This is a genomic window from Paenibacillus pabuli, assembly GCF_039831995.1.
In the GTDB taxonomy this organism is placed as follows: domain Bacteria; phylum Bacillota; class Bacilli; order Paenibacillales; family Paenibacillaceae; genus Paenibacillus; species Paenibacillus pabuli_C.
The window spans coordinates 228,299-254,813 of record NZ_JBDOIO010000004.1; the positions used below are offsets into that span (position 1 = coordinate 228,299).

Consider the following 26,515-nt stretch of genomic DNA (forward strand, 5'->3'; position numbering starts at 1 on the left):
AAGAGAGGTGCTTTATTAAATGAAAACACCATTAAAACCCGTATGGGATCTGGAGTCCATTTTTAGTGGGGGTTCTTCCTCCGAATCATTCGCTGCGTACTTGGCCCGGCTGGAGCAGGATGTACGCAAACTCCAAACCCTGTTGATTGAAACTGCTGCACCTAAGACACTTGAAGAAACATATGCTTTCGACGCTATCTTGGAATTACTGCAAAGCTGTTACATTCGGATTTCGGAAGGTTCTGCGTTTGTATCTTGTCTTTCGTCGCAAAATCAGAAGGACAAGAAGGCTACCCAGCTGCAAGGGTCCATCAGTTCTCTCTCGGCCATGCTGAACAGCAGCAAGTCCCGTTTTGACAACCTCCTCAGCCAGACAGCAGATGACGTATGGGAGAAGTGGGTAGCTCGCGAAGATATCAAGCCTCTGGCTTTTGTGTTGAACGAGAGCCGTACACAGGCTCGTGAGAAGCTGTCCCCTGAATTGGAAGGTCTTGCGCTGGACTTGGGCGTGGATGGCTACCATGGTTGGGGCAAGTTCTATAATACAATCGTCAGCAAGGTGAACATTCCATTTGAACAAAATGGTGAAACGATCATGCTGTCTGCCGGACAGGCTGCCAACAAGCTGAGCGACAGCGATCGCAATGTGCGTGAAACAGTTTTTGCCAGCTGGGAGAAGGCATGGACGGACGTGGAAGACTTCTGTGCCGATACATTAAACCATTTAGCCGGGTTCCGTCTCAAGTTATATGAGAATCGTGGCTGGGACGACATACTGAAAGAACCACTGGCCATCAACCGGATGTCTCGCCAAACGCTTGATACGATGTGGGACGTCATTAATGGAGCCAAACCGGCACTGGTGAAGTATCTGGAACGTAAGGCGGAGCTTTTGGGTGTGGATAAACTCAGCTGGAGCGATATCGATGCACCTGTAGGCAAGTCGGGTGGTAAAGTGACTTATGATGAAGCTGCAATCAATATCGTTGAACAATTTGCCAAATTCAGCCCTAAGCTCTCAAAATTTGCAGAGATGGCGTTTGAGAAACGCTGGATTGAAGCCGAAGATCGCCCAGGCAAACGTCCAGGCGGATTCTGTACTTCTTTGCCGCTGAGCAAAGCTACCCGCATATTCATGACGTTCTCCGGAACGCCATCCAACGTGTCTACACTTGCGCATGAACTGGGTCATGGCTACCATCAGCATATTATGGAAGAGCTTCCTGCACTGAATCAACGTTATGCCATGAATGTCGCAGAGACGGCCTCTACATTTGCCGAGCTGATTGTGGCCGATGCATTGGTACAGTCAGCGACGGATGAACAGGAGAAGCTTGCTCTTTTGGAAGATAAGATTCAGCGCAGCGTTGCCTTCTTCATGAATATCCATGCCCGTTTCCTGTTTGAGAACCGCTTCTATGAACAGCGCAAAAAGGGCTTGGTGAATGCAGATGAGTTATCCAAGTTGATGGTTGAAGCTCAGCAGGAAGCCTTCTGTGGCGTTCTTGCATCGGATCATCCTCACTTCTGGGCTTCCAAACTGCACTTCTATCTGACCGGTGTGCCTTTCTACAACTTCCCATACACCTTTGGCTACATGTTCAGTGCGGGCATATACGCCAGAGCACAGCAGGAAGGTACAGCCTTCGCGGATAAATATGATGATTTGCTGAGAGATACCGGGCGAATGACCGTGGAAGAACTTGCACAGAAACATCTGGGTACAGATCTGACACAGCCTGACTTCTGGCAAAATGCTGCCAATCTGGTGATTGCCGATATTGAGCAGTTCCTTGAAATGACCGCATCCGCGAAGTGACAAATGCAGACAGCGGTACCCAAGCATTTTGAATCGATTGCATCGTATACTCATAGATGAAATAAGAGAGCTGCACCACATGTTAACCGATATGTGGATGCAGCTCTCTTTGGTTATTTTAGTAGGGGCCAGATTTGTGTAATTTGTCGTTTTATCAAGAATTAGCTCGTTTTAAAACGACGGATTGGCAATTAATTGTGCAATTTATAGTCATAAATACCCAAGTTTGTTTCATTTTGTTGAATGAGTATATATGTTGTCATATAATGAGTCGTAAGTCCTTGTTTTGAAGGATGAAGTGCATAAAGGAGGAACGTTAATGGTAAATATTAACCAGCTTTCATTAGCGCGACAGTTGGATCTGGTGTTTAAAGAGCTTGATAAGGAACTGTCAGGGTTGGACTCAGGTGTAGTTTTTGTGCAAATACGCAATAATGTAATTGGGAAGTTCGGTATTCGACATAATCCGATAACTGGACGAAATGGACAAATGGAAGCGGAGGATCAGGGGTTAACGGAAAGTCAGCGCTCCTCATTCCGCGCCATGGCACTGGAGACTTTAAAATTTAAGCAGAACTGGACGCATGGAGAAATTTCGTATGATTTCACCGTAAGACAAGGTGTGATTTTGGTCGACGCCACCATGGAATCCAATTACAACATGGCTAACCTTATGATTCGTTACCCTAGAACAAATACATACAAGGATTCAGGAATGGAATCGACATCTTAATTGTGCAGACATGCACAAAAGCGGCACTTCCGGAGAAGGCCGCTTTTTGGCTAATCACCCAAGCATTAGTCCGACTTAAGAACGACCAGACAATTGTTGCTCAGCGATTTGTACCAGACGTTTAGTAATGTATCCACCCAGGGAACCTGTCTCACGGGAAGTGTAGTTACCATAGTAACCGTCTTGTGGAATTGTTACACCCAGCTCTTGCGCAGCTTCCATTTTCAATTGTTGCAAAGCTGCGTTTGCTTGAGGAACAACCAGATTGTTGGAACGGCTTCCGCTACCTCTGTTTTGACCTCCGTACATGTGTGTCACCTCCTTATGGCTTGGTGATGTTAGTATGGTTAGAGAATACGGAAATATACGTGATATGGCGTAAGGGAAAAATTGGGATTTAAATTTAGAAAAACACATGAAAAAGCCGATCCAGACAGGATCGGCTACATTGCTATAAGGAATATTATGTGTGGGATTGTACTACTCGCACAAACAAGATTGAAAGTGATTACTCCTTGGTAGGCGGAATAACCTCAATTCGGGTGAGAAGTTCAACGGGCTGTTCTGGTTCCAAACGAATTAACCCGGTTTGTTCATCCGTCAGGGAGAGGTTCGGGGCATCGGAGAGCCAAGTGTAGGGCTCGATGCACAGAAACTGATCGGATTCACCCTTAGTAAACAGAACCCAGTGTTTAAAATATTGTTCATCCGCTGAGTAGTTCAGCATATATCCATCTTGACGACGGAGCTGGGCAGTCGCCGCCTGACCCTCCGCTGCTTTGAGAATCGTATCCCAGTTGCGTCCCTGCATATTTACGCCTTGGTTTAAGGTGTCCCATTCACCAAGAGGCTCAAGCTCGCCCGTGGGCAGCTGTTCCTCGTTCTGGGCATATACGCCGGAGACGGGCAGTTGGAGTGTCCACTCGGCAGGCTTGCCGTCTAGCAGGAACCATGTATGATATCCCATTCCAAATGGAGCGGGAGTGGAACCCAGATTGGTGACACGAAGACGCTGGCTCAGCACGGAGTTTTGCAGTCTGAACGTCATTTCGAGCTTCAGTGGTATCGGGAACTGTTCCATCCAATGCTCTTCATTTGCAGTCAGTAATTCGGTTGTAATGGCACAGCCATCTTCATCTTCTTCAATGTCACTGACACACCAGGATTGGGTGCGATGGAGACCGTGAATATGGTTGTCATTTGCCGTATTCTGATCGAACTGGTACTGAACCCCTTCGTATTCAAAGCGTCCACGATGTATGCGTCCTGGTGGTACCAGAAGCGGAACCCCAAAATGATAAGGTTTCTGTAAATAAAAAGCTAAATCATCTTCTTCTGGACTGCGGACGACATCACGATCCTGCACCAGATCACGAATCGAGATGATATTGTTTCCTAGACGCGGCAGCAGGGTGATCTCCAATTCACGGCTATGTAGGATATACGTGTCGTAACCATTCCATTGGCCTTTGGTCACTTGTTTCATATCGATGCTCCTTTTCCCACTTGAAATCTGTCTGCAAGCGGCTATCATGCTCCGCTGCAGGCGTGTCATTGAGTACATGCCAGCAATCCTATGCAGCCTTCCGAGGGAGTGCTAAAACAGGATAAGCAATTCCATCATAACAGATTTCGGCTTGGCGGGTAAAAAAAGCTGATTCCATTTTTGACAATCTGCGTGAAGCGGATTAAGATGGAATTCAGACGGCAATAACATATGAATTGAATTAAAACGATGACAGGGACAAGTAAGTCAAGAGAAAGCTCTTCAGAAAGCCGGTGGGTGATGCGAACCGGTGTGAACTCTTTACCGAATGGCCCCTTGAGTGCCGATTGGAACAGGTGAGGTTTGTAGAAAGAAACCATACCCCAGTAGAGTTGGACGTCTCTTCCACGTTACGGAAAATGAAGGTGTTTTTCGCATGGCTGAAAAACACGAATAAGGGTGGCACCACGGTCTCACGTCCCTTGCGGATGTGAGGCTTTTTTGCGTCCGTAGAGCGTTGAAGGATCGGGTAATTAGATCGACAAATGAGGAGGCGCAAGTGACTTATGAAAACTGTATTATCTGGAATCCAGCCGAGCGGTAAACTTACCCTGGGCAACTATATTGGTGCAATCAAGAACTTTGTGAAGCTGCAGCATGATTACCAATGCCATTTTATGGTGGTAGATCTCCACGCAGTAACCGTGGCTCAGGAGCCGGCTGCACTGCGTGAACAATCTGAAGCTGTCGCTGCACTGTTTCTAGCAGCGGGGATTGATCCAACCAAATCAAATGTGTTCCTGCAATCCCATGTTCCTCAGCATGCTGAGCTTGGATGGTTGATGACGACACTGACATCGATGGGTGAACTGGAGCGGATGACCCAGTTCAAGGATAAATCTTCAGGCAAGGACTCTGTTGGTGCGGGTTTGTTCGTATATCCTTCATTGATGGCAGCTGACATTTTGCTGTACAATGCGGACCTCGTACCTGTAGGCGAGGATCAGAAGCAGCATTTGGAACTCACCCGTGATCTGGCAGGCCGTTTCAATCACCGTTATGGAGAATACTTTACAATTCCGGACCCGTATATTCCGCAGGTGGGCGCACGCGTGATGTCCCTGGACGATGCTTCCTCGAAAATGAGTAAAAGTAATCCGAATGCGGGCAGCTACATTGCCCTGTTGGATGCGCCAGATGTAATCCGCAAGAAAATCAGCCGTGCCACGACGGATTCCGGTCGCGAAGTGATTTATGACCCGGCCAACAAGCCAGAGGTCAGCAATCTGATGAGCATCTATGCAGAATGTGCAGGCATTACGCTAAATGAAGTAGCAGAACGTTACGAGGGTAAAATGTATGGTCCGTTCAAGAAAGAATTGGCCGAAGTGGTTGTCTCCGTTATTGAACCGCTGCAGGAACGTTATCGTGAAATTCGCGAATCCGGCGAATTGGCCGAGATTCTGGACACATCGGCACGCCGTGCTGAAACAGTGGCTGCCAAAACGCTTCATGATGTGAAAGATCGCATGGGGTTTGTTCCTAGACGTACGGTATAGGCATCGGAGATAAAATGACTCCATGTAAGCTTCACAAGGTTAATGGTTGCAAAAAGAGAGGAGCCAGTGGCTCCTCTCTTTTTTGCTCTAAATTAGGAAAATGGACTCTTCCTGGTCAGGATGTTGATTCGGACGTGGAGCGTACTTCCTGACGTTCCTTCTTGGCACGAATGACGAATCCCCAGCCGATATTGGCAATGGATAGAATAAACAGCAGCGAGGCTAACCAGCCGTTATAAGAAATCGAAATCGCTGAAACCGTTAACAAAACAATCGAGGAGAATGCGAACCATAAGGACAAACCTTTACTCATTGGGAAAAACCTCCATCACAAATTTAATGAATCTCCGTATAACTTGAAGCGTGCGAGCCATAATAATCTTGCAAGCTTGCAATACATTACAGACACAGATTGAAAGGAGATTTTAAATATGGCTCAAGGATCTCGTTCTAACAACTTGGTGGTACCTCAAGCAACTGCAGCACTGCAACAATTGAAAATGGAAGCTGCACAGGAACTGGGTGTAACAATCCCGCAAGACGGTTACTACGGTAACTACACTTCCCGTGAGACAGGTTCTCTGGGTGGTTACATCACCAAACGTCTGGTACAACTTGCTGAGCAACAATTGTCTGGGTCTGGCAAATAATTCATCATAAAAGAAAGCAACAAAATAAAGGCCCGGAGCGGAAACGCTCCGGGCTTTTAGTCGCGCAACAGTTCCTTACTTGATTGTGCCTTCCCCAGTCCTTCTCGTCAAGACCGTGCAGATAAAAGTTTTTTATCCATTTTTTCATCGCTTAACCAGCCCACGTACGTATCAATCGTTTCAAAATTGCGGTCCATCACGACCACAGCGACAAACGGATACTGCTTCCGGTGTCGATACCGTACATCTGCCCATCGCACTTTATATCCCGCAGGTAGCTCCTCTACCTCTGCAACCGCATAGGAGGTGAAGTAGAGAAAGGCATTTACCTCTGGTGATTTACGTGAGGCAGCTACAGCCGCATGAGTGGAAGACGAGGCATGCAGATGCCAGGTCAGCTCTGCTCCATCCATTTTCCCAATTTCATAACTGTCATCTGCAAAATGCTTCACCACATGCCAGCGGTTCCAGGATATCGTTGGAATGACGATATAACGAAGCGCCGGTTTCTTGTTGTCCAGCCTTTTCACTTTGGCTACGGCCTGGGCATGAGCAATAATTCGCCATACATAGTAGAGGCCTATAACGATATACAGTGTGACAAATAACGGAGCAGGGGCTATCAGGTCAAAGGCCCACAGCAGGATCGCCACCACATGCGAGGCAAAGAGAAACGGATCAAAAATATGAATGATGTTCCAGGCAATCCAACGTTCTGAGAATGGCCTTGCTGCCTGGGTTCCATAGGTGTTGAACAGATCCGTAAAAACGTGAACGCCCACGGCTACAGCTGTCCAAGCAGCGACGTGTCCAATAGGAACATCGGGGAAGATCAGTGCAATAACGCCCGTGATGAGCAAAACCCATAGCAGTAGAAAAGGTGGCGAGTGAGACATGCCCCGATGATTTCGAATGTACAATGAGTTGCTTTTGAGACGCAGCGCCGTATCAATGTCAGGTGCCTGGGAGCCTGCAATGGTACCCACCATCACCGCAGCCGCGAGCATGGGGCTGGAAGCCACGACAGGATCGACATAAGCCAGGCCTGCCAAACCGATACCCATGACAAAATGTGTAGAAGTATCCATAAACGTCTCCTTTGTAGTGTAGCTCGATTTCATCATATTATTGATTCTCTATCTAGGTGATACCCATATATAGTGTATATTATCCGCCTGCCTTGACGCAAAACAGCCAAATCCCGAAAAAGATGTCATAAGAAGCCCATTTCGCCCAGCATTTGTACGAGCATTGTCATACTCTTGGTCATTTTCCTATGATAAACTTTATATCGGAGACAAAGAGAGAAACCTCCAAACCGAGAATTAAGGGGGATTAACCAAGCGTGGACAATCAGTTGGGATACCAGGCTTCTTCCGATTCTGCAACATTGAACTCGCCTCCGACCAAGCCGGGATCGTGGAAAGACTTTATTCACATCACCAAACCAGGAATACTCCGGACCAATCTCATTGCCGTTTTTGGAGGCTTTTGGCTGGCATCCCAGTGGGATATCAACATGGTGAAGCTGCTGCTGACCTTACTTGGAACAGCACTTGTTATGGCTTCTTCCTGCGTGTTTAACAATTATTTTGATCGTGAGCTTGATTTGAAAATGGAACGTACCCGCAACCGGTCCTTGCCGACAGGAAGGCTAACACCAAAGGTGGTTCTGTCGTATGCCATTATGTTGGGCGTGCTTGGCTTATCCGTTCTTTTTGCTTTCTCGGGTATGCTTGCCGGATTATGCGGCATTTTTGGCATGTTTGTCTATGTTGTTATATACACACTCTGGTTAAAACGATCTTCGACATGGAGCACATCCATTGGTGGTTTGTCTGGTGCAATGCCGCCAGTTATCGGTTATGTCGCTGTGACGGGACGTCTAGACCTGGGGGCATGGCTTCTTCTTGCCATGTTGTTCCTGTGGCAACCTCCGCATTTCTGGGCGCTCGCCATCCGCCGGGTAGAAGATTACCGGGCAGGTGGATTCCCGCTGCTGCCAGTGGTGAAGGGCATCGAGCGCACCAAGATTCAAATGATTCCTTATCTGGTGTTGCAGATTTTTGTTCCCATTCTGATGTATGCATACGGTTATGCCGGGATTTTCTATCTGACGGTATCACTGGTTCTGTCGGTACTGTGGCTCTATTACGCACTCAAAGGTTTTCGTGCACAGAATACAGACGCCTGGGCCAAAAAGGTATTCCTTTACTCCATTAATTATCTGTCTCTAAGCTTCATACTGATGATCCTGGATACAGTTCATAAATAACCGGATGAAGTACTGGAACTAGGCAAAATAAATGCTTGGGCATCTGCATCAAGAACGGTTACAATAAGGAAGGGTCCCACCAAGAGCGGGGTTCTTCGTATACATATGCAATTCCAAGAAAAAGAAGCTACCTTAGTTCTTCATAACGTGACATCCCCGCATGAAACGATATTCATCTAAGCTCAAGTAAGTTATGTATGCGTATTCATATGGACAGATCAGAGAAAGGACGAGGACGATGCTGAAAAAGTACAAATGGACCTGGATGCTGCTGGGTCTCGCACTGATTATGGCTGTTTACCTCATGTGGGGCACCGTGTTTGCCAGCAAGGAGAAATTACCCGAGATTCGGGAGATCCAATCCTTCTCCATGGAAAATGTGGATGGAAAGACCGTTTCGCTTGATGATACCAAGGGCAAGGTGCGTCTATTCTATTTTTATTTCACCAGTTGTCCTGACGTATGCCCAATTACGACGTTTACGTTGTCTCAGGTGCAGGATTTGTTGAAGGAAGATGGCACATTCGGCAAGGATGCTTCCTTTGTTTCGATTTCATTTGATCCGGAAGTCGATACCAAGGAGAAAATCAAGGAATTCGCGGACCGCTTTCACGCGGATTATGACGGGTGGTATTTCCTGCGAGGGGATATGGATAAAACGAAGCAGCTCGCCAAGGATTCATTTCAGATTCTGATTGAAGGCGAGAGCAAGGAAGATTTTGCCCATATGAACATGATTGGTCTGGTCGATCAGAACAACAAGCTGCGCAAGGTGTATAATGCATTTAATACAGAGGATGTCGAGCCTGCAGTGATTGCTGAGGATATCCGCAACCTAATCAACGAATAAAGCTGTTTTAATCATATTCGTATCATAGCAAAGGCTGCTGGCCGGGTTGGTAAAATAACCGGTAAGCAGCCTTATGTCGTCGTTTTGACTTTTAGAATGACGGGTACTCGGGGTATTGAATGTACTCTTCCAATCCGGCCTTCTCCAACTGGGCAATGATGTATTCATCAGGTGTTCCTTCTACACCAGCATAACCACGCCTCGTATACATCTGCACTGCATCAGGGAAAGCGTCCCGCAGCACACCTCTTATTTTTTTGCCCGAACTGTCATTATCCATAAACAGATATACTTCATCATAACCAACCTGTTTGCGCAGCGACTCCAGTTTGAGCGAATTCAGTGTGCCGAATGTACATAAAATGTTGATTTCCGGCCCTACGAGACGCTTCAGCTTGCTGCGATCATTCTTACCTTCCACAATGACATGAATAGGCATGATATTCACCTCTTGTTCGAGAGCTAGTGTCGACATTCCCCGGGAAATGTTGCAGCGAAAATCGACTGGATTATATATAGTGTAGCGGTAAATGGGGGAATGATGCAAAGCAAAGGTGAATTTAAGCCATTTCAATAAAAAGGGGACTTACATACGGATTGGATCACGCTAACCCAGCACGCTATTCGGATCGGTTGAGGACAGGGATGCTTCACGTCTGCTGGTGAAGTATGGAAGGAGCAGAATACCCACCATTAATAGAATAAACGCGATGAAATACGGCGAGACACCTGCACGCAGCTGACCTGCGGTGATTGGGCCAATGAAGGACCCGATGGAGGTCGCGATGGACTGCAATGAAAAAATGCGTCCCAGCTTGCTTCCGCCGCTTAAACGAATGAACAGGGTGGCCATGGCCGGGAAAGTAATCCCTTTGGACATGCCGAGTACAAAGAGCACAGCCGCCAGAGGAATGTCCGGAAAGGCTGCCAGCGTGAAGAAGCAGAGAGACATCAGCAGGACACCCGCAGTTAAACGCAGCTTGGGCGAATAGCGGTTAAGAAACAGCATGCTGAGGGTCAGAAGTGCCCCGATACTAATGACCGAAAACAATAATCCCGTAGACATCATGGATGAATGCCCACCGCCCCGAAGAGGCAATTCAAAAAACAGAATCCCCTGCGCACACGCAATGACCAGCGGCAATGCAAAATAACGCCAGGAGACAGGAATAAAGGTACTAGAGCTGCCTCCGAGATTAGCAGGCTTGGGCGGCACGGTTTCTTTCTCTCGCTGAACATCGACCAGCCCCTTGGGCATGGACAGCCAGGCAATCATGCCTGACAGAATGAGAAGGTATCCAAGACTCGAAAATGTAGCTGAGAACCCCAAAGCCCCTACAATCAGTGCTCCGGCAGCCGGAGATACGACAGACGCCAGCGTATGCACGACACCATGGCCGGACATATATTTGCCCTGAGTGACCGGGTTGGTCGACAGCTGTGCAAGCAGGGCCAGACAGGCCGGAGACAGAAAAGCGAGCACAAATCCACTGATGGAACGAAGCGCAAGCAGCTGCCATGGTGTGTGAATATGGGCTTGGAGCAGCAGAATAATGCCGGCCCCAAGCAGACTGAACACGATATAACGCCGGCTGCCGTGTTTATCGATTTGGGTGCCGGCAATCAAATTGCCGGGAAGATGAGTCAAGGAGTAGATACCCATCATCCACCCAATGAACGTGGGTGCAGCCCCGAGCGAGATGGCAAAAGGGGTCAGGATGGGATACTGGGCGTGCAGGTCAAAAACAGCAAGAAACAAAAATAGATAGAGCCAGATGGCCGTTTTCACAAAAGCCCCTCCTTGTTAAACGATGCATGCTCGTGTCAGGTCGTCAAAAACGTTCCCGTTCTTCATGCAAAACCTCATGGTACTACTTGTACGTTCATCTGGACGAACTTAGACCCTTTATTTTTACGAGAGAGTGCTTAGCTGACAGCGGGTTCGGAAATCATGTATAATATTCGGGAAGTGTGATTTCTTAACTCTAATACGGAAGGTGTAATCATGAACATAGAAGTAATCAAAGAGTTTGTGATGCAGAACTGGCTGGTGATCGTCGTAGCGCTGATCATTTTGTTCTTTGTTCTGAATGTGGTCAAAACCGTATTGAAATGGGCGATTGCCATCATCATTATTGCGGCTCTGTTGATATACAGCGGCATCTCCATCGATCAGATTAAACAGACGGTTTCGGATGTGCAGACCAGTACGATGGACACATTGAAAAAGGAAGCGACCAATATGATGGTGAAGGAAGCCTCCAAGGCCACCTATGCCAAAGGACAGGATGGACAGTTCACCATTACGAGTCCCAATGTGGAAATTAAAGGTACAGCCGGATCGAACAAGGTCAATGTGACTTTTCGCGGAATTTCACTGGGTGAATGGAATCTCGACAATGAAACGATACGTACTTTTGTCGATCAGGCCAGAGGAAATGTAACAGCACCAGCTTCTTAGCAAAGGGGGAATGGATACGTGTTGCAGAGTTGGCTGGACAGCCTGAAGGAGTTCAATGGCATCACGATTATGCTGTTATTGATTGTGGCAGCTTCATTGCTTCAGGGTTGGTCCAGAGGGGCTTCGCGTTCTGCAGGAAGACTTTTTGGCTTCCTGATGGATGGCATTATGGCGGTCATTGGCATTTTGCTGTCCATCGGTTTGACCCTTTGGCTGGCGCCGTATGTGCAGCAGTGGTTATCTGCACATGCTTCAGCCATGCCGAATCGGGATCTGAACCGATGGGAGCAGATGTATTATACGTTGGTTACGGCGATTGCCGATTTTCCATTGATGCGGTTTGCCGTGTTGTTTGTGCTTAGCTATGGATTTATTCGTCTGATTCTTGGCTTGTTCTCTTCCCTTTTCTTCAGAAGGAGATATCACTCGGCAGAACAAGAGAGCAGTCCCAAAGGCATTATTAGCCGTTTTATGGGTGCAGTAATAGGTGCATTCATTGGTTCGGCCCGCGGGATGATTGTCATTGCCGTTCTTTTCATGATTGTCAGCCTGTATCCCGGAAGCATGTTCAGCCGGTATGTAGAGGCTTCGCCGATCTATATGCAGGGAGCAAAGTCCGTCATTGAACCGTTATCCGGCAATTTGATCAAGGACAAGCTGCCTGTATTTACACAGGCAGTGCAAAAGGAACTGGGCGGAATTTTGCAGCGGAAGTATGAGGTCATTGACCACAATATTCCGGCAGATATTGAATCTGCCGCTAGCGAGATTGTAAAAGGTCATACGACGGATGAAGCAAAAGCGCGCGCCTTGTATGATTGGGTTGGTTCCCGCATTCAATATGATTACGGGAAAGTGGATGATTATGAGCAAAAGGGCATATGGCATGAACAGACGCCGCAGAACACGTTTGATACCCGTAAAGGCGTATGCATTGATTACGCTCGTCTGTATGCGGTCATGGCTCGTTCACAAGGGCTGGATGTTAAGGTCGTTACAGGTCTTGGGTACAACGGTCAGGGCGGATATGGTCCACATGCATGGAATGAAATTTATTTGAGTGATTCCCAGAGCTGGATTCCGCTTGATCCGACATGGGCGGTGAGCGGTGACTGGTTCAATCCTCCGAATTTTGCCGATACCCATCTGAAAGATCAGACAGCATAACATTACACCGGACAGGGTTCCGGATTATGACGACGTTGCCAGGTTATCATGCCGCGGCTGAACTTCTAAGAGCGGTATGCATCAAGTCATGAAAGAGGTAGGATGAATGAACAATCATTCAAAAGAGAAGGATGAACTTACGGACAAAAGGCGTTTCAGTTACCGGATGAACGTATTTTTCTTCGCTTCCTTTGTTATTTTTAGCGTTATTATCGTACGACTGGCGTTTCTGCAATTCGTGGAAGGGCCTGAGCTCAGTCAGGAAGAAGCCAGTAACATTACCAAAGACGTACCGCTCGCTCCGGTGAGAGGAACCATCTATGATTCAACCGGTGAGGTGAAGCTGGCGTATTCCAAGCCGATTCAGTCCCTATACCTGACGCTTTATAAAAACTATGGGGATGTGAACGGACAACCAAGTCCAAACTTCCCGGAAGCTCAGGATATTGCAACAAGGCTGCATGATGTGTTTGAACAGTACAAAACCAAGGAATCGGAGTCCCTTACCGTTGATCAGATTATTGAAGCGATGGACCTGAATTCCCGCAAGGCGAATGGTTTTATGCCTCGACTTATCAAGAGTGATCTGTCTGAGGAAGAAGTGGCATACTTCCTTCAGCATAAGGATGAATTCACAGGAATTCAGATTGTGGAAGAAAGTGTGCGTTACTATGATCCGGACACCGTGGCTGTTCAGACGATCGGATATTTGAAAAAATTCAAAAGCTCCAAAACACTGGATAAATATAAAGAGGTTGATGAAGCGAACAAAACGCAAACGGATCCTGGACTGGTGTATACGGAAAACGAGTTTGTCGGATTTGACGGACTTGAACTGCAATACCAGGACATTCTGCGCGGAAAAAGCGGTTATAACTCCGTCGACGTGGATTTACGGAATTTGCCTGAGGGCGTCGCAGGATCTACTCCACCTGAGAAGGGCTATGACCTGATTACAAACATTAACAAAAACGTGCAGGTGAAGACCGAGCAGGCGATCCTGGATCAACTGAGCTGGCTGCATACGCATCCGGTTTCCGGCAGACTGCACCCCAATGCCAAGACAGGTTTTGCGGTAGCGATGGAAGTGGACACAGGAAAAATTGTTGCATCAGCCAGTATGCCAGATTATGACACCAATGTTTGGAAAACGGGTGGGATAAGCACCGAAGATTACGATAGAATCAAATATATTTACCAGAATGGTACGATTCGTGGTTTCCCGCCAGATGACTCCGGTAAACGGGCAGAATCAGTTGTATTGCTTGGTTCCACCATCAAACCTCTGAGTGTATTGATCGGTCTAAAGGAAGGTTTCTTCACTACTAATACCGTATATCCAGACAGGGGTTCTACAACTTTCGGTGGGGATAACCGCAGAGTACAGAACTCTTCCGGTCACGTATACGGTCCGTTGACTCCACATGATGCGATTCGTCATTCCTCAAACGTGTTTATGATTGATGAAATCGGTAAGAAGTTATACTCGACGTATGGTGCAAAGGGCGTTGATGTATGGGATGAATACATGGAGCAATTCGGCCTTGGTGTACCTACAGAGGTAGATTTGCCTAATGAGCGGCCTGGTCTCAAAGAATACAGGGAAAGCTCCGAGAGTTCCTTGACCAAGTTGGTATATGCTTCCTTTGGTCAGCAAGGGAAATATACAACCATGCAGTTAGCACAGTACACCACAATGCTGGCCAACAAGGGTAAACGGATGCAACCGCAACTGGTGGATGAGATCCGAGATTCCGAGGGTAATGTTGTTGAGAAAGTGAAACCAAAAGTGCTAAGTACGGTCGATTTCAATGACGCTTATTGGAATGAGGTACAACGAGGCATGGCTACGGAGGTTACGGCATTTAGCGGCTTCCCTTATGATTTTGCCAGAAAAACAGGAACATCGACGCAGCTAGTCGGCGGAAAATTGGTCGACAACGGGGTATTTATCGCTTATGCGCCGCGGGAAAATCCAAAGCTGGCTGTAGCCGTGGTCATCCCTGAAGGGGGATTCGGTTCCAACAGTGCGGCTCCGGTTGCACGTGCGATCTTCGATGCGTATGACGAGGAGTTCGGTCTGGACGGTGTACCGAAGAAAGATAAAACCGAAGAAACAGATGAGACAGCAACGCAGTAATTCATATCGTTAAGAAGAGGGCCCTTATGGGTCCTCTTCTTTTGCTTAATGGAGTTAAGAAATGGAACAGACATTTACATAATTCAGTGTAACTTCAGGGGTACGTAATACGTTTAATAAATTGAGTGGATAGATACACAATATTCCAGGTCAACAATGGAGAAGGGGTTGTCTCTAGTTTACGAAAATGTAACCAAAATTAGGAAGACGTGTTAATCAACCTTTGATAGACTTATAGTGGAGAATTTTTAGAGTTGTGCATTTATTCAGACTGTTAATAACTATTTGATATAGAACGGAGAGGCTTACATGTTTAACCGATGGAGGAGCAAGAAAGCATCCGATGAGGATGCAGCTGTCAACAAACCGTCTGCGGCAAGAATAAACCTGTTTTTTTTCGCTGCATTTGTCATCTTCAGTATTCTTATTTTCCGATTAGCTTTTGTGCAGTTTGTCGAGGGACCTGAATTGACGTACATGGAAACGTCCCGTAATACAAAAGACATTCCTCTTGCACCTGTGCGTGGACCGATCTATGATGCCACGGGGGAAGTGGCGTTAGCGTACTCCGAGCCTGTGCAGTCTCTGTATGTATTGTTGTATGAAGACTACAGTAATGGTTCCCGGCAGGAAGAAGCTCAGAAACTGGCAGATGATCTGGCTGCGGTGTTCAAGGAGTTTAACCCTGGTGACAAGGAACAGCCGGACGCTGAGGAAATTATGAAGCGACTTGATCTGGATTACCAAAAGACACACGGGTACACACCAAGGTTGGTTAAATCCGATCTGAATACGAAAGAAATCGCTTATTTTATGGAGAAAAAGGCTGACTATCCAGGGGCTATGGTACTGGAAGAGAATATAAGAAAATACGATCCTGACAGGGTTGCTGTTCAGGTGATTGGCTACACAAGAGAGTTCAAGGGTCAACAGAATAATCTGGATAAGTATAAAGAAATAAGTAAATCACTGGCAACGGAACGGGATCCAGGTCTCCGCTATACTCAGCAGGAAATGGTTGGAGTAGGTGGACTGGAATTTCAATATCAAGAGGAGCTCCGTGGACGTAGTGGCTACCAATCCATTGATATTAATGCAAGAAATTTGCCGGAAGGGACCATGGTGCAGACACCGCCCGAAAAAGGGTACAGCTTGGTATCAACGATTAATAAGGAAATCCAGCTGGCAGCTCAGCAAGCGATTACAGATGAACTGCGCAAGCTGCCCAAAGCGATCACCGGGTATGCAGTTGCCATGGAAGTGGATACCGGGAATGTTGTTGCCATGGCCAGCATGCCGGACTATGATCCGAATGATTGGGATTATGACAAGATCAAATACGTGTACCGTAATGGGACGATTGCTTCCTTCCCGCCGAATGATTCCAAGCCCAGACATGCCGAATCCGTGGTCCTGCTTGGTTCTGTCATCAAGCCTCTTAGTGTACTTATCGGTCTGAAAGAGGGCTTATTTACAGCAGGCCAGACCTATTACGATCAGGGATATGCCATTCTGGGGAAAGACGGACGACAGGTGAGAAACTCCCACTCAGCCTTTAATGGTCATATCACTGCAAGACGCGCCATTGAGAAGTCTTCCAATGCATTTATGATTGATATGGTAGGCAAACGTTTGCTGAATAAATATGGCTCAGACAAAGGGATTGATAAGTGGGACGAATACATGAAAGATTTCGGCTTGGGGGTCTCTACAGGCGTGGATCTGCCAGGAGAGTACCTGGGCACACTGGAATATAAAGATAAAGATGAATCTGCCTTGACACGTCTGGCGTTTGCCTCGTTTGGTCAACAAGCGAAGTACACGACACTTCAGCTCGCACAATATACCACGATGCTTGCCAATAAGGGCAAACGGATGGAGCCTCATTTGGTGAAAGAAATCCGTGACGCAGAAGGCAATGTCGTTAAAAAAATTAAACCTAAAGTTTTAAACGAAGTGGATTTTGCGGATGCATACTGGAATGAAGTACATCGCGGCATGGTCACAAAAGTAAGCTCGTTTGACGGATTCCCTTACGACTATGCCCGTAAAACAGGTACGTCCGAGCAGGGAACCGGACCGAATAAAAAGGAGAACGGTGTGTTTATCGCATTTGCACCGCGTGAGAATCCAAAACTGGCCATCGCGGTTGTTGTACCGGAAGGCGGATTCGGGTCTGTCAGTGCGTCCCCGATTGCACGCAAAATCTTCGATGCATACGATGAGGTGTACGGTCTGGACGGGACACCAAAAGGGAAAAAGGATCAGGAGAAGGACAAAGAGTAAAGCAAGATTTGAGGAGAGGTACCAAAGTAACGGAGATTAACACGTGCAGTGGGTTATTCCATATCATGATCCTGCAAAACAGCCAGTGAAAAGGCTGATATACGGAACCGGACAGGCAAGGGAAATTATCCCTTGCCTTTTTATTTTGCATCGGCTAAAATTTGCACAAGGGAAACATTATTAGCTTAGTATAAAACTTAATACCTTGTACAACAAAATTAGGTATGGACAATTATGTTAGGAGAGGGAAAGGAGAGATTGGAGTTGTTAATGGTGAAAATGAGGAGTATTCAAAGAGGGTTCATGACGCTCACGGCCATGGTTTTGGTTGTTGTATTGACAGCTTGCTCCAGTTCGGCAGACACGGGAAGCACTGAAGGGAAGATGCAGGTCACGGCAACCACAGGCATGATTGCAGATGTAGCACGTGAGATCGGAGGGGAATATGTTGACGTTACCGGGCTAATGGGTCCAGGCGTTGACCCCCACTTGTACAAGGCATCGCAAGGAGATATCCGCAAACTGGAGCAAGCCGAAGTCATTTTATATAACGGGCTGCATCTGGAAGGCAAAATGACTGACATTTTGGAGAAGATGTCCAAGAGCAAAACGGTAACCGCCGTAACAGACGGCATTCCAGTAGACGAATTGCATTCGGGTCAGGAAACAGGCGGTACGGAATATGATCCACACGTCTGGTTTGATGTAAGTCACTGGATGCATGCGGCCGAAGCCGTGCGCGATACGCTTGTGGAGGCGGATCCGGATCATGCTGAGGCCTACAAAACCCAGGCAGAAGCATATTTGGCGAAACTTGAGGAACTAGACAATGAAGTGAGGGAGAAGATCCAGGAGATCCCTGAAGCGAGCCGGGTACTAGTTACAGCCCATGATGCTTTTGGATATTTTGGAGAAGCCTACGGCATGAAAGTGATGGGACTTCAAGGAATCAGTACAGCAGCCGAGTATGGAGCGAAGGATGTTAGTGAGCTGCGGGATTATCTCGTGGATAACAATATTAAGGCGGTATTTGTGGAATCCAGTGTGCCGGCTAAAGCGATGGAAGCGATTATTGCCGGAGCTGCCGAGAAAGGACATACGGTCAGCATTGGCGGCGAACTGTTCTCGGATGCCATGGGTGCTGAAGGAACAGAAGAAGGTACTTACATTGGCATGATCCGCCACAATACCGAGACGATTGTTGAAGCACTGAAATAATGATTTTATTCAGAGAGGAGTGGAAACAGCATGAGCAAGACAACGTTATCTGAGAATATGATTACATCTAAGAATCCAAATCACATGCAGGGAGCGCAGCCTATAACAGCTCCTCTTAGTGTCCGGGATCTGGCTGTGGCCTATCATAAAAAGCCAGTTCTCAGCGGGGTCTCCTTTGATATACCGGAAGGCCAGCTGATTGGCATTCTCGGTCCGAACGGGGCCGGGAAGTCTACCCTGATCAAGGCTGTACTCGGACTGGTACCGAAAATGCACGGTGAGGTGCGGATTTTTGGTCAGTCCTATCGTGAGCAGCGGCGCCGGATCGGCTACGTTCCCCAGCGGGAATCAGTCGATTGGGATTTTCCAACCCATGCGCTGGATGTGGTGATGATGGGCAGGTACGGTCATCTGGGCTGGTTCCGTCGTCCAGGCAAGAAAGAACGGGATCTGGCTGCACATTGCCTCGAACAAGTGGGAATGGGCGACTATATGTACCGTCAGATCAGCCAGCTGTCCGGCGGACAGCAGCAGCGAGTCTTTCTGGCCCGTGCACTGGTTCAGGATGCGGACCTGTATTTCATGGATGAGCCGTTTGCAGGGGTGGATGCCACAACGGAAAAGGCCATCATTTCCCTTTTGGAACAGCTGAAAAAGCAAGGGAAGACGGTACTCGTTGTTCATCACGATCTGGCAACGGTGGAGGAATATTTCGACTATGTGCTGCTGCTCAACGGGCGACTGGTTGCCGGCGGGCCGACAAGCGAAGTGTTTGTACCGGATACGCTGCAGGAAACCTACGGAGGCCGGATTGCGATGATCGGAAGCCGGACGGAGAAGGGCCAGGTGTAACGATGGGGAACTGGATCCTTTCCATTCTGTCTGACCCCAACACACGCTGGATTTTGCTTGGCTGTTTGTTGCTCGGGTTCAGTAGTGGCATTATTGGCTCATTTACTTTTTTGCGCCGCCAAAGTTTGATGGGCGATACACTGGCACATGCGGCATTGCCAGGGATCTGTATTGCTTTTATGTTGACGGAAACCAAGTCCGTAGGTCTCTTTCTGTTTGGTGCACTCGTTGCAGGAATCATTGCTACCTTCGGGATATCATGGATCACCCGGTATTCACGAATTAAGCAGGATGCAGCGATGGGGATTGTGCTGACGGTATTCTTTGGCATCGGTGTAGTCATGCTGACCCGCATCCAGCACGGGGCCAGCGGAAGCCAAAGCGGGCTTGATAAATATTTGTTTGGTCAGGCAGCCTCCATGGTGATGACGGATGTATACGTCATGGGCGGTGTCTGTCTCGTTTTACTCATTGCCTGTCTAGTATGGTTCAAGGAATTTAAGCTCGTAAGCTTTGACCCTGGATTTGCCCGGGGCATGGGGTTGCCTGTAGCGATGCTGGAACAGCTGATCTTGCTGCTGACAGTCATCGCGGTTGTAGCGGGAATTCAGGCAGTCGGAGTCGTTCTCGTCGCTGCCTTGCTCGTAACACCCGCGGCAGCAGCGCGCTGCTGGACCGATTCACTTGCACTTATGGTGGTGCTTGCAGGCATATTCGGTGCTCTGAGTGGTGCCACAGGCACCATTTTCAGTACGTTCGTTCCTAATCTGCCAACAGGACCTGTGACAGTTCTTGCAGCTACGATATTATTTGCCGGTTCGGCGCTGCTTGCACCGCGTCGGGGATTACTGGCTCGCCGTTTGCGAAGCATGCAGGCCAAATCGGCTTATCTTCGAGAAGAGCGTGCTACGCTGCAGACACTTTCCGCCCAAGGAACACAGCAGGAACGGGGGGAGTTGTAATGGCTACATTTTGGATCATATTAACGGCGGTACTGGTTTCGTCTGCATGTGCTATTCTCGGCTGTTTCCTTATCCTGCGGCGAATGGCGCTGGTTGGGGATGCCATCAGCCATGCCGTGCTTCCCGGGATTGCCATTGCTTTTCTGTGGAGCGGTTCCAGGGATTCCTTATGGATGCTGCTCGGGGCCACAATTTTCGGCCTGTTAACGGTGTTCTTCATTCAAAGCCTGCAGGCCGGAGGGCTGTCTTCCGATGCATCCATTGGCATTGTATTCACGGCACTCTTTGCCGTTGGTGTCATTCTGATCAGTCTCAATGCCCAGCATATTGATCTGGATCTGGACTGTGTGCTTTTTGGTGAGATCGCCTACGTACAGTGGGATACATTAACTCTTGGGGGCACCGATGTCGGGCCAAGGGCGGTTTGGATGCTGGGTATTACGCTGCTGGTCATCCTGGTTGTCATCGGACTGTTCTATAAACAGTTCAAACTGTGTGCCTTCGATCCGGCGCTGGCAGCTGCCTGCGGTATTCCGGTCGTATTGTTTCACTACCTGCTCATGGGGCTTGTTTCCATGACGTCCGTGGCTTCATTTGAAAGTGTGGGGTCCATACTCGTGGTGGGCATGTTGATTGTTCCAGCGGCGACAGCTTATCTGCTCACGGATCGTCTCGGTAGAATGATTCTGTACAGCGTACTGGTAGGTGCTGCTTCCTCGGTTGGAGGCTACATGATGGCTTATGCAATGGATGCTTCCATAGCAGGCTGCATGGTGGCGGTAGCTGGAATCCTATTTGTTTTGGCACTCTTGCTGTCTCCGAAGCATGGTATAATACTCCGCTACGCTCGTCGTAAATTCGCCACACGTTAAGAACTATATACAAACCGTCTGCATACGCAGGCGGTTTTTGACGTTTAGGATGAGTAGGATATCGGGTATGACATTCATATGGACGAGGATTTTCCTCGTTTTGGTCAAGCAGTTGAGTGCATATGATCTGGTCTCCCTTTAAATCGTTGTTTGGATTGATCGTTATTTTGTTGCATCTGGATGATCTGTGGTAAAATGTCGTTAGCTGTGACGTCCGGAGCGTCCGCCTCCTGCGGATACCGGGCGGTCTTTTTGTGAGAGTTTGGATAGGGATATTTAGAGAGAGAGACAACTGAGGAGGAATACTGCATGAGTGAACTTAAATACAAATTGCTGGCGCTGGACATGGACGGAACATTGCTCAACGATAACCATGAAATAACCCAGGAAACCGCCAAGTGGATACAGATTGCCATTCGGCGCGGGGTGCACGTGTGTCTGTCCACAGGAAGAGCCGTATTCCATGCGATGCCGTATGCGGTACAGCTTGGACTGGAAACGCCGATGGTTACGGTGAATGGCAGTGAAGTCTGGAAAGCTCCGCATGACCTGCACATTCGTCATCTGATGGACCCGGCCTTAATCCGTACCATGCAGGAGATTGGTGAGAAATATAACAGCTGGTACTGGGCATATTCCGTAGAGGAACTGTTCAACAGAGATCGTTGGACGGACAATATTGAGGGACTGGAATGGTTGAAATTTGGTTTCAACACCGAAGTTGATGAAGTCCGTCATCAGATCATGATGGAATTGCAGCAGCTGGGAGGCCTTCAAATGACGAATTCCTCACCTGTTAATATTGAGATTAACCCGGCTGGCATTTCGAAAGCGAGTGGCGTGGCTGAAGTCTGCAAACTGCTGGGGATAGAAATGTCCGAAGTCGTCGCAGTCGGAGATAGTCTGAACGATCTGGCCGTGATCGAGGCGGTAGGTTTGGGCGTTGCCATGGGGAACGCACAGGAACAAGTGAAGGAAGCCGCTGACCTGATTGTGGCGAGCAACAACGAAGATGGAATTGTGGAAGTTATTCGTGAGCACATTTTGAAGGGGGAATAACCTTTGCTTGCAACCGTTGGCTGGATTTTAATTGTGCTTTTGTTTGCAGTAGGGATGGCCGGAACGGTATACCCGATACTGCCTGGAGCTATAGCGATCTTTTTCGCCTTTCTGGTCTATGGCTGGTTCTTCAGTTTCGATCCGTTCGGCGTATGGTTCTGGATTTTCCAGATTCTAATCGTGGTGGTATTGTTCGTAGCTGATTATGTGGTTAGTGCATGGGGGGTTAAGAAGTTTGGAGGCTCCAAGCTATCCACAACCCTGAGTACGATTGGTGTCATTATTGGTCCATTTGTCATTCCGGCATTCGGGTTGGTACTTGGACCATTTATCGGTGCATTTATCGGGGAATTGATCGGCGGATCTTCACCTTCCAAGGCTACGAAGGTAGGGTTCGGTTCTGTCGTCGGTTTGTTTACCAGTACGGTAATGAAAATTATTTTGCAAATCGTAATGATTGTTCTGTTTGTTATCTGGGTGGCAAGATTCGCATAGACGTTCGGGATTGGCTTCAACCGGATGCACGTCCGTGTGGGGGAAAGAAGGGGAATTAGTTTGTCTAAGAAGGAAACATTCATTAAGGGTACGCTCATTCTGGCGGCAGCTGCACTCATTGCCAGAGTACTTGGTCTCGTGCAGCGCGTGCCGCTGGAGCATATCCTTGGCGATATCGGTAACGCATCGTTTACCATCTCCAATACGGTATACTTAATGCTGTTAACTGTCGCTACTGCGGGAATTCCAAGCACGCTCAGCAAGATGGTGTCTGAACGTTACGCGCTTGGACGTGCGGGAGAAGCACAGCAAATCTATAAGGCTGCCTTGATCTTTGCTGCGGTAGCCGGGGTTGTTATGTCAGCCTTACTGTGGTTTGCAGCACCTTATTATGCAACGTATGTATCCAAGGTACCGGAAGCGGTTAGCGCGATTCGGGCTCTTGCTCCGGCGCTGCTGCTCTTCCCGGCTATTGCCATGATGCGTGGTTACTTCCAGGGACGCGGCAATATGACGGCAGGCGGCATTTCACAGATTGTGGAGCAGTTTGCCCGCGTAGGTACAGCCATTATCGTGGCGTATGTCATGCTGCAATGGAATTATGATGATAGAACGATCGCTGCAGGAGCTTCATTCGGTGGTGTACTAGGTAGCATCGGTGCCTTTGCCGTGATGCTCTACTTCACCTTGAAGCTGCGCCGCAGTGACCGTGCCGCACAATTGAACGTTGTGCGTGCAGAGCAACTGCCGATGCGAGGGATTTACAGTGATATCTTTAAACTATCAATTCCCATTGTGTTATCGTCTCTTGCGGTTCCGGCGATTAACTTTATCGATTCATCGCTTGTGGTCCCGCTACTCAGCGGCCGCATTGGGCTGGAAGAGGCCACAGGGGTGCTCGCCATTCTTGGTGCGAAAGCTCAAAGTATTGCAGGGATTCCGCCCATTCTGGCCATTGCGTTAAGCCAATCGCTCGTTCCCGTCATTTCGGCAGCTTTTGCACGCAAAGATGAGGCCCATCTGCAAAATCAAATTACGCTTGCGATGCGCATTTCGATTCTGACAGGCATGCCGATTGTCATTGCCCTGTGTGCAGCAGCCTATTCGGTGAATGGTTTGCTGTTCAGTACGCTGGATGGAACACCGATCATTACGTTGTTGACTTTTGGCACCATTTTCCAAATTACCATGATGACCACAAACTCCATTTTGCTTGGTGTTGGTAAACCACGGATTACGATGATCAGTGTAGCTGCAGGAATTATCGTAAAATTTGTGGCAAGTCTAATCCTGGCTCCGATGTTTGGCATCTATGGGATCATCATCGGAACAGCGTTATGTTTCCTGGTGATTACGTATCTGAATCTGCGAGTACTGAGAAAAATCGTAAACTTCTCGATCATGGGTGATCGCTGGATCGGGTTCGTCGTGACCGTCCTGCTTGCTGCAGGTATCGGTTTTGGCGCCAACTGGGCTGGTAATTGGATCTTTGGCTTATTTCTGCCAGCACGAGTTTCCTTCCTCATGACATGTTTGGTTGTCGGTGTGCTTGTTGTAGCAGTATACCTGGTGATGCTTGTCATCCTTCGCGTATTGCGCAGAGATGAACTTGGCAGCTACCCGCGTATTCTGCAAAAGATACTGCGGCCGCTTATGCGTCTCCAGCGTGGTACGGGTCAGAGAGCATAGGTTATAAGCTGAAAATTTTGTAAAATGAGTACAAGCTCTGTCTGCTGCATAAGCGGACAGGGCTTTTTTAATTTTTATTGTAAAAACAACCGAATTCGATCAAAGGGATATCCTAGGACACTTAATGCAGTAAAGCCTTGGCATCATGGGCAACGGCCGTTTTGAGCATCCCATATCGATGTTCATGGCTCATTTCAAATAACCAGGGACGACGCGGTGCGCTGAGGTGTCCAAGACTATCCCGATTCTGCAGCCAGTCCTTTCTCGTAATCGGTTCATATGGCGTGTCTTTCCATACGGTGAGCAGCTCTGGGCTGTATAATCGCCCACCTTCAGACATCCATTCACGTTCCAGCAGTTCCTGACTGTAGAATTTCGAATCTGCTGCTCCCTCCAAGCTCGTTGTGAATAAACCCGGCCAATATTCAGCCCGCGAACCTCTATGGGGAACGGAACGGGCAAACTCCAACACTTGTGTGTACACCTGCTCAATGCCAAATAGCATAGCGTACAGGCTTTTGCCAAACATGATCCGCTCGTCCAGCCTGCCGAAATGTTCGATCACCCTACCGGCGAGTCCTTTCCCGCGGCCAAGTGGAAACACAATATGATTAAGCCCGGCGAGATTGTGCAAGTGAAATGCAGGCTTGGACAATACTTCCTTTTGAAAATAAGGATGCTGTACAACCCGGCTCTCAATATAGTTTTGCTCATTAATAATTAATGCCACACTAAGCAGGGAACTGCACCGGTCCAACCAGAACCGCTCCCAGATCGGTGTCATGAACGCCGATACATGAAAATGGGACAGCAGGTGGAAGCAGCTGCGCCCGATTCGCCTGCTGTTCATGTAGAGCAGAAGCTGAGGATAGGCATCTTGGAAAATGAGCGCATTACAGCGCTCAAGCAACCGATACATATGTTCTCTATCCGTCTGGTTTTGCAGGTTATGCATCAGGTTGCTCTGCAGATCGGTCATATGATAACCGCCATTGCGGGAGACCAAATGGGCAAGCAGGGCCCAATGCAGCTCGGGATATTGGTCATAACACGCCAGATAGGCTGCCGTACGCGTGATGTTGCTCCGATTATTTTCGATCGTCAGGGTTTTAATTTCTTCCAGAATGATGCAATCCTCTTCACATACTGGGGCACTTTTGGCATGGCGGGCCGAAGCTGTCTCCGTACCGGGTAACAGACGTTCAACTTCCCCCTTCAGCGTCTCAGCCATTTCAGCATCCCAAGCCAAATCACGCGAAGGATGACGAAGCTGGCCAGAAGCCTGCCATGCAGCCTGTTTGCCACGCCATACTTCTCTGGCGGCTCCAGGAATGGAACGAACAATACGGAAGAGCGAATCACGGGATAGAGCAGCGTTTCTGGTGGGAGTCATACGCTTGCCATCCTTTCATCATGGTTGGTTTTAAACTAAGTATGTGCTGAATATTTGACTTCCACTCGGCAATTTGCTTCACTAAGGATAAGACAAGGTACAGAAAGGAAGATGTTGTCATGGAACAGATTACATCCAAACCTGCGTTTGATGTGGCCATTCAATCCCCTCGGCTTACCGTAGCGGTATTTAAGGCAGATTGGTGCGGGGATTGCAAGTACATTGATCCATTTATGCCTGAAGTAGAGGAAAAATTTGCTCGCGTTTTAACGCTGGTTGAGGTGGATGTGGACCAGGTGGGTACCGTTAGTGAGGAACAAAATATTTTGGGTATTCCAAGCTTTGTTGCATACACCGATGGCCGCGAACTGGTTCGCTACGTGAACAAACTTCGCAAGTCGAGAGAAGAGATTGAGCAATTTCTGCAGCGTGCAGTTGAAGTGTACAACACGATTCATAAATAAAGGCAGACGAGTGAATTCATCTGTGAATTCCAATGAGCGCCGTTTCTCTAGAAAAGAGGAAATGGCGTTTTTATTTTTGCATTTT

25 protein-coding genes and 1 other annotated feature are annotated in these 26,515 nt (G+C 48.1%); of the genes, 18 read left to right on the plus strand and 7 right to left on the minus strand.

Features of this window, described 5'->3' with window-relative positions; genetic code table 11:
- Window positions 1-19: 19 nt before the first annotated feature.
- Window positions 20-1,819: a M3 family oligoendopeptidase gene (locus ABGV42_RS20660; RefSeq protein WP_347383469.1), complete on the plus strand. Its 1,800-nt coding sequence runs from the start codon at window positions 20-22 to the stop codon at window positions 1,817-1,819.
- A 319-nt stretch (window positions 1,820-2,138) separates the two neighbouring features.
- On the plus strand, window positions 2,139-2,552 hold the full coding sequence (locus tag ABGV42_RS20665; RefSeq protein ID WP_347383470.1) for an O-methyltransferase: 414 nt from the start codon (window positions 2,139-2,141) through the stop codon (window positions 2,550-2,552).
- A 75-nt stretch (window positions 2,553-2,627) separates the two neighbouring features.
- Here ABGV42_RS20665 and ABGV42_RS20670 read toward each other — a convergent pair whose 3' ends face one another.
- A complete protein-coding gene (locus ABGV42_RS20670; RefSeq protein WP_095292177.1) occupies window positions 2,628-2,861 on the minus strand; it encodes an alpha/beta-type small acid-soluble spore protein in 234 nt (77 codons plus the stop codon).
- A 199-nt stretch (window positions 2,862-3,060) separates the two neighbouring features.
- A complete protein-coding gene (locus tag ABGV42_RS20675; RefSeq protein WP_347383471.1) occupies window positions 3,061-4,038 on the minus strand; it encodes an aldose 1-epimerase in 978 nt (325 codons plus the stop codon).
- Between the two features lie 240 nt (window positions 4,039-4,278).
- Window positions 4,279-4,524: a binding site (T-box leader), on the plus strand.
- Window positions 4,525-4,604: 80 nt separating this feature from the next.
- Here ABGV42_RS20675 and trpS point away from each other — a divergent pair.
- Window positions 4,605-5,597 (plus strand): tryptophan--tRNA ligase, encoded by a 993-nt coding sequence (gene trpS, locus ABGV42_RS20680; protein ID WP_347383472.1) that lies wholly within the window; start codon window positions 4,605-4,607, stop codon window positions 5,595-5,597.
- Window positions 5,598-5,712: 115 nt separating this feature from the next.
- Here trpS and ABGV42_RS20685 read toward each other — a convergent pair whose 3' ends face one another.
- Window positions 5,713-5,910, minus strand: coding sequence for a hypothetical protein (locus ABGV42_RS20685; RefSeq protein ID WP_175399206.1), 198 nt, complete (start codon window positions 5,908-5,910; stop codon window positions 5,713-5,715).
- A 118-nt stretch (window positions 5,911-6,028) separates the two neighbouring features.
- On the opposite strand from ABGV42_RS20685, the gene ABGV42_RS20690 reads away from it, so the two are divergent.
- Window positions 6,029-6,247 (plus strand): alpha/beta-type small acid-soluble spore protein, encoded by a 219-nt coding sequence (locus ABGV42_RS20690; RefSeq protein WP_347383473.1) that lies wholly within the window; start codon window positions 6,029-6,031, stop codon window positions 6,245-6,247.
- A 107-nt stretch (window positions 6,248-6,354) separates the two neighbouring features.
- Here ABGV42_RS20690 and ABGV42_RS20695 read toward each other — a convergent pair whose 3' ends face one another.
- On the minus strand, window positions 6,355-7,335 hold the full coding sequence (locus ABGV42_RS20695) for a metal-dependent hydrolase (RefSeq protein WP_347383474.1): 981 nt from the start codon (window positions 7,333-7,335) through the stop codon (window positions 6,355-6,357).
- A gap of 257 nt (window positions 7,336-7,592) precedes the next feature.
- On the opposite strand from ABGV42_RS20695, the gene cyoE reads away from it, so the two are divergent.
- Complete coding sequence (gene cyoE, locus ABGV42_RS20700; RefSeq protein ID WP_347383475.1) at window positions 7,593-8,522, plus strand: heme o synthase; 930 nt, start codon at window positions 7,593-7,595, stop codon at window positions 8,520-8,522.
- 238 nt (window positions 8,523-8,760) lie between these two features.
- The gene (locus ABGV42_RS20705; protein WP_347383476.1) at window positions 8,761-9,372 is read left to right on the plus strand and encodes an SCO family protein; all 612 of its coding nucleotides are present in this window, start codon (window positions 8,761-8,763) and stop codon (window positions 9,370-9,372) included.
- Window positions 9,373-9,463: 91 nt separating this feature from the next.
- On the opposite strand, the gene ABGV42_RS20710 is transcribed toward ABGV42_RS20705, so the two are convergent.
- Window positions 9,464-9,811, minus strand: a complete 348-nt coding sequence (locus tag ABGV42_RS20710) for a toprim domain-containing protein (protein ID WP_095292165.1) — start codon at window positions 9,809-9,811, stop codon at window positions 9,464-9,466.
- Window positions 9,812-9,979: 168 nt separating this feature from the next.
- Window positions 9,980-11,161, minus strand: coding sequence for an MFS transporter (locus ABGV42_RS20715; protein ID WP_347383477.1), 1,182 nt, complete (start codon window positions 11,159-11,161; stop codon window positions 9,980-9,982).
- A gap of 216 nt (window positions 11,162-11,377) precedes the next feature.
- Between ABGV42_RS20715 and ABGV42_RS20720 the strand changes: the two genes are divergently transcribed.
- The 11 genes from ABGV42_RS20720 (at window position 11,378) to ABGV42_RS20770 (ending at window position 24,573) form a co-directional block, all read left to right on the plus strand.
- The gene (locus tag ABGV42_RS20720) at window positions 11,378-11,833 is read left to right on the plus strand and encodes an ATPase (protein WP_347383478.1); all 456 of its coding nucleotides are present in this window, start codon (window positions 11,378-11,380) and stop codon (window positions 11,831-11,833) included.
- 18 nt (window positions 11,834-11,851) lie between these two features.
- Entirely contained in the window at window positions 11,852-13,000 is a 1,149-nt protein-coding gene (locus ABGV42_RS20725) for a transglutaminase domain-containing protein (RefSeq protein WP_347383479.1), read from the plus strand.
- Window positions 13,001-13,106: 106 nt separating this feature from the next.
- Entirely contained in the window at window positions 13,107-15,140 is a 2,034-nt protein-coding gene (locus ABGV42_RS20730) for a peptidoglycan D,D-transpeptidase FtsI family protein (protein ID WP_347383480.1), read from the plus strand.
- Window positions 15,141-15,449: 309 nt separating this feature from the next.
- Complete coding sequence (locus tag ABGV42_RS20735) at window positions 15,450-17,426, plus strand: peptidoglycan D,D-transpeptidase FtsI family protein (RefSeq protein WP_347383481.1); 1,977 nt, start codon at window positions 15,450-15,452, stop codon at window positions 17,424-17,426.
- 270 nt (window positions 17,427-17,696) lie between these two features.
- Window positions 17,697-18,644, plus strand: a complete 948-nt coding sequence (locus ABGV42_RS20740; protein ID WP_347384443.1) for a metal ABC transporter solute-binding protein, Zn/Mn family — start codon at window positions 17,697-17,699, stop codon at window positions 18,642-18,644.
- Between the two features lie 84 nt (window positions 18,645-18,728).
- Window positions 18,729-19,496 carry a metal ABC transporter ATP-binding protein gene (locus tag ABGV42_RS20745; RefSeq protein ID WP_347384444.1) on the plus strand — a complete coding sequence of 256 codons (768 nt, stop codon included), beginning with the start codon at window positions 18,729-18,731 and terminating at the stop codon, window positions 19,494-19,496.
- A 2-nt stretch (window positions 19,497-19,498) separates the two neighbouring features.
- Window positions 19,499-20,458 carry a metal ABC transporter permease gene (locus ABGV42_RS20750; protein ID WP_347383482.1) on the plus strand — a complete coding sequence of 320 codons (960 nt, stop codon included), beginning with the start codon at window positions 19,499-19,501 and terminating at the stop codon, window positions 20,456-20,458.
- Window positions 20,458-21,330 (plus strand): metal ABC transporter permease, encoded by an 873-nt coding sequence (locus ABGV42_RS20755; protein WP_347383483.1) that lies wholly within the window; start codon window positions 20,458-20,460, stop codon window positions 21,328-21,330. Before ABGV42_RS20750 ends, ABGV42_RS20755 begins: the two co-directional genes overlap by 1 nt.
- Before the next feature lie 309 nt (window positions 21,331-21,639).
- A complete protein-coding gene (locus ABGV42_RS20760) occupies window positions 21,640-22,389 on the plus strand; it encodes a Cof-type HAD-IIB family hydrolase (RefSeq protein ID WP_347383484.1) in 750 nt (249 codons plus the stop codon).
- A 54-nt stretch (window positions 22,390-22,443) separates the two neighbouring features.
- The gene (locus tag ABGV42_RS20765; RefSeq protein ID WP_347384445.1) at window positions 22,444-22,884 is read left to right on the plus strand and encodes a DUF456 domain-containing protein; all 441 of its coding nucleotides are present in this window, start codon (window positions 22,444-22,446) and stop codon (window positions 22,882-22,884) included.
- Between the two features lie 60 nt (window positions 22,885-22,944).
- Complete coding sequence (locus ABGV42_RS20770; protein ID WP_347383485.1) at window positions 22,945-24,573, plus strand: putative polysaccharide biosynthesis protein; 1,629 nt, start codon at window positions 22,945-22,947, stop codon at window positions 24,571-24,573.
- Window positions 24,574-24,694: 121 nt separating this feature from the next.
- On the opposite strand, the gene ABGV42_RS20775 is transcribed toward ABGV42_RS20770, so the two are convergent.
- The gene (locus ABGV42_RS20775; protein ID WP_347383486.1) at window positions 24,695-25,966 is read right to left on the minus strand and encodes a DUF2515 family protein; all 1,272 of its coding nucleotides are present in this window, start codon (window positions 25,964-25,966) and stop codon (window positions 24,695-24,697) included.
- 119 nt (window positions 25,967-26,085) lie between these two features.
- Here ABGV42_RS20775 and ABGV42_RS20780 point away from each other — a divergent pair, with 119 nt between their 5' ends.
- Window positions 26,086-26,430, plus strand: a complete 345-nt coding sequence (locus ABGV42_RS20780; RefSeq protein ID WP_347383487.1) for a thioredoxin family protein — start codon at window positions 26,086-26,088, stop codon at window positions 26,428-26,430.
- The last annotated feature ends 85 nt before the right edge of the window (window positions 26,431-26,515 follow it).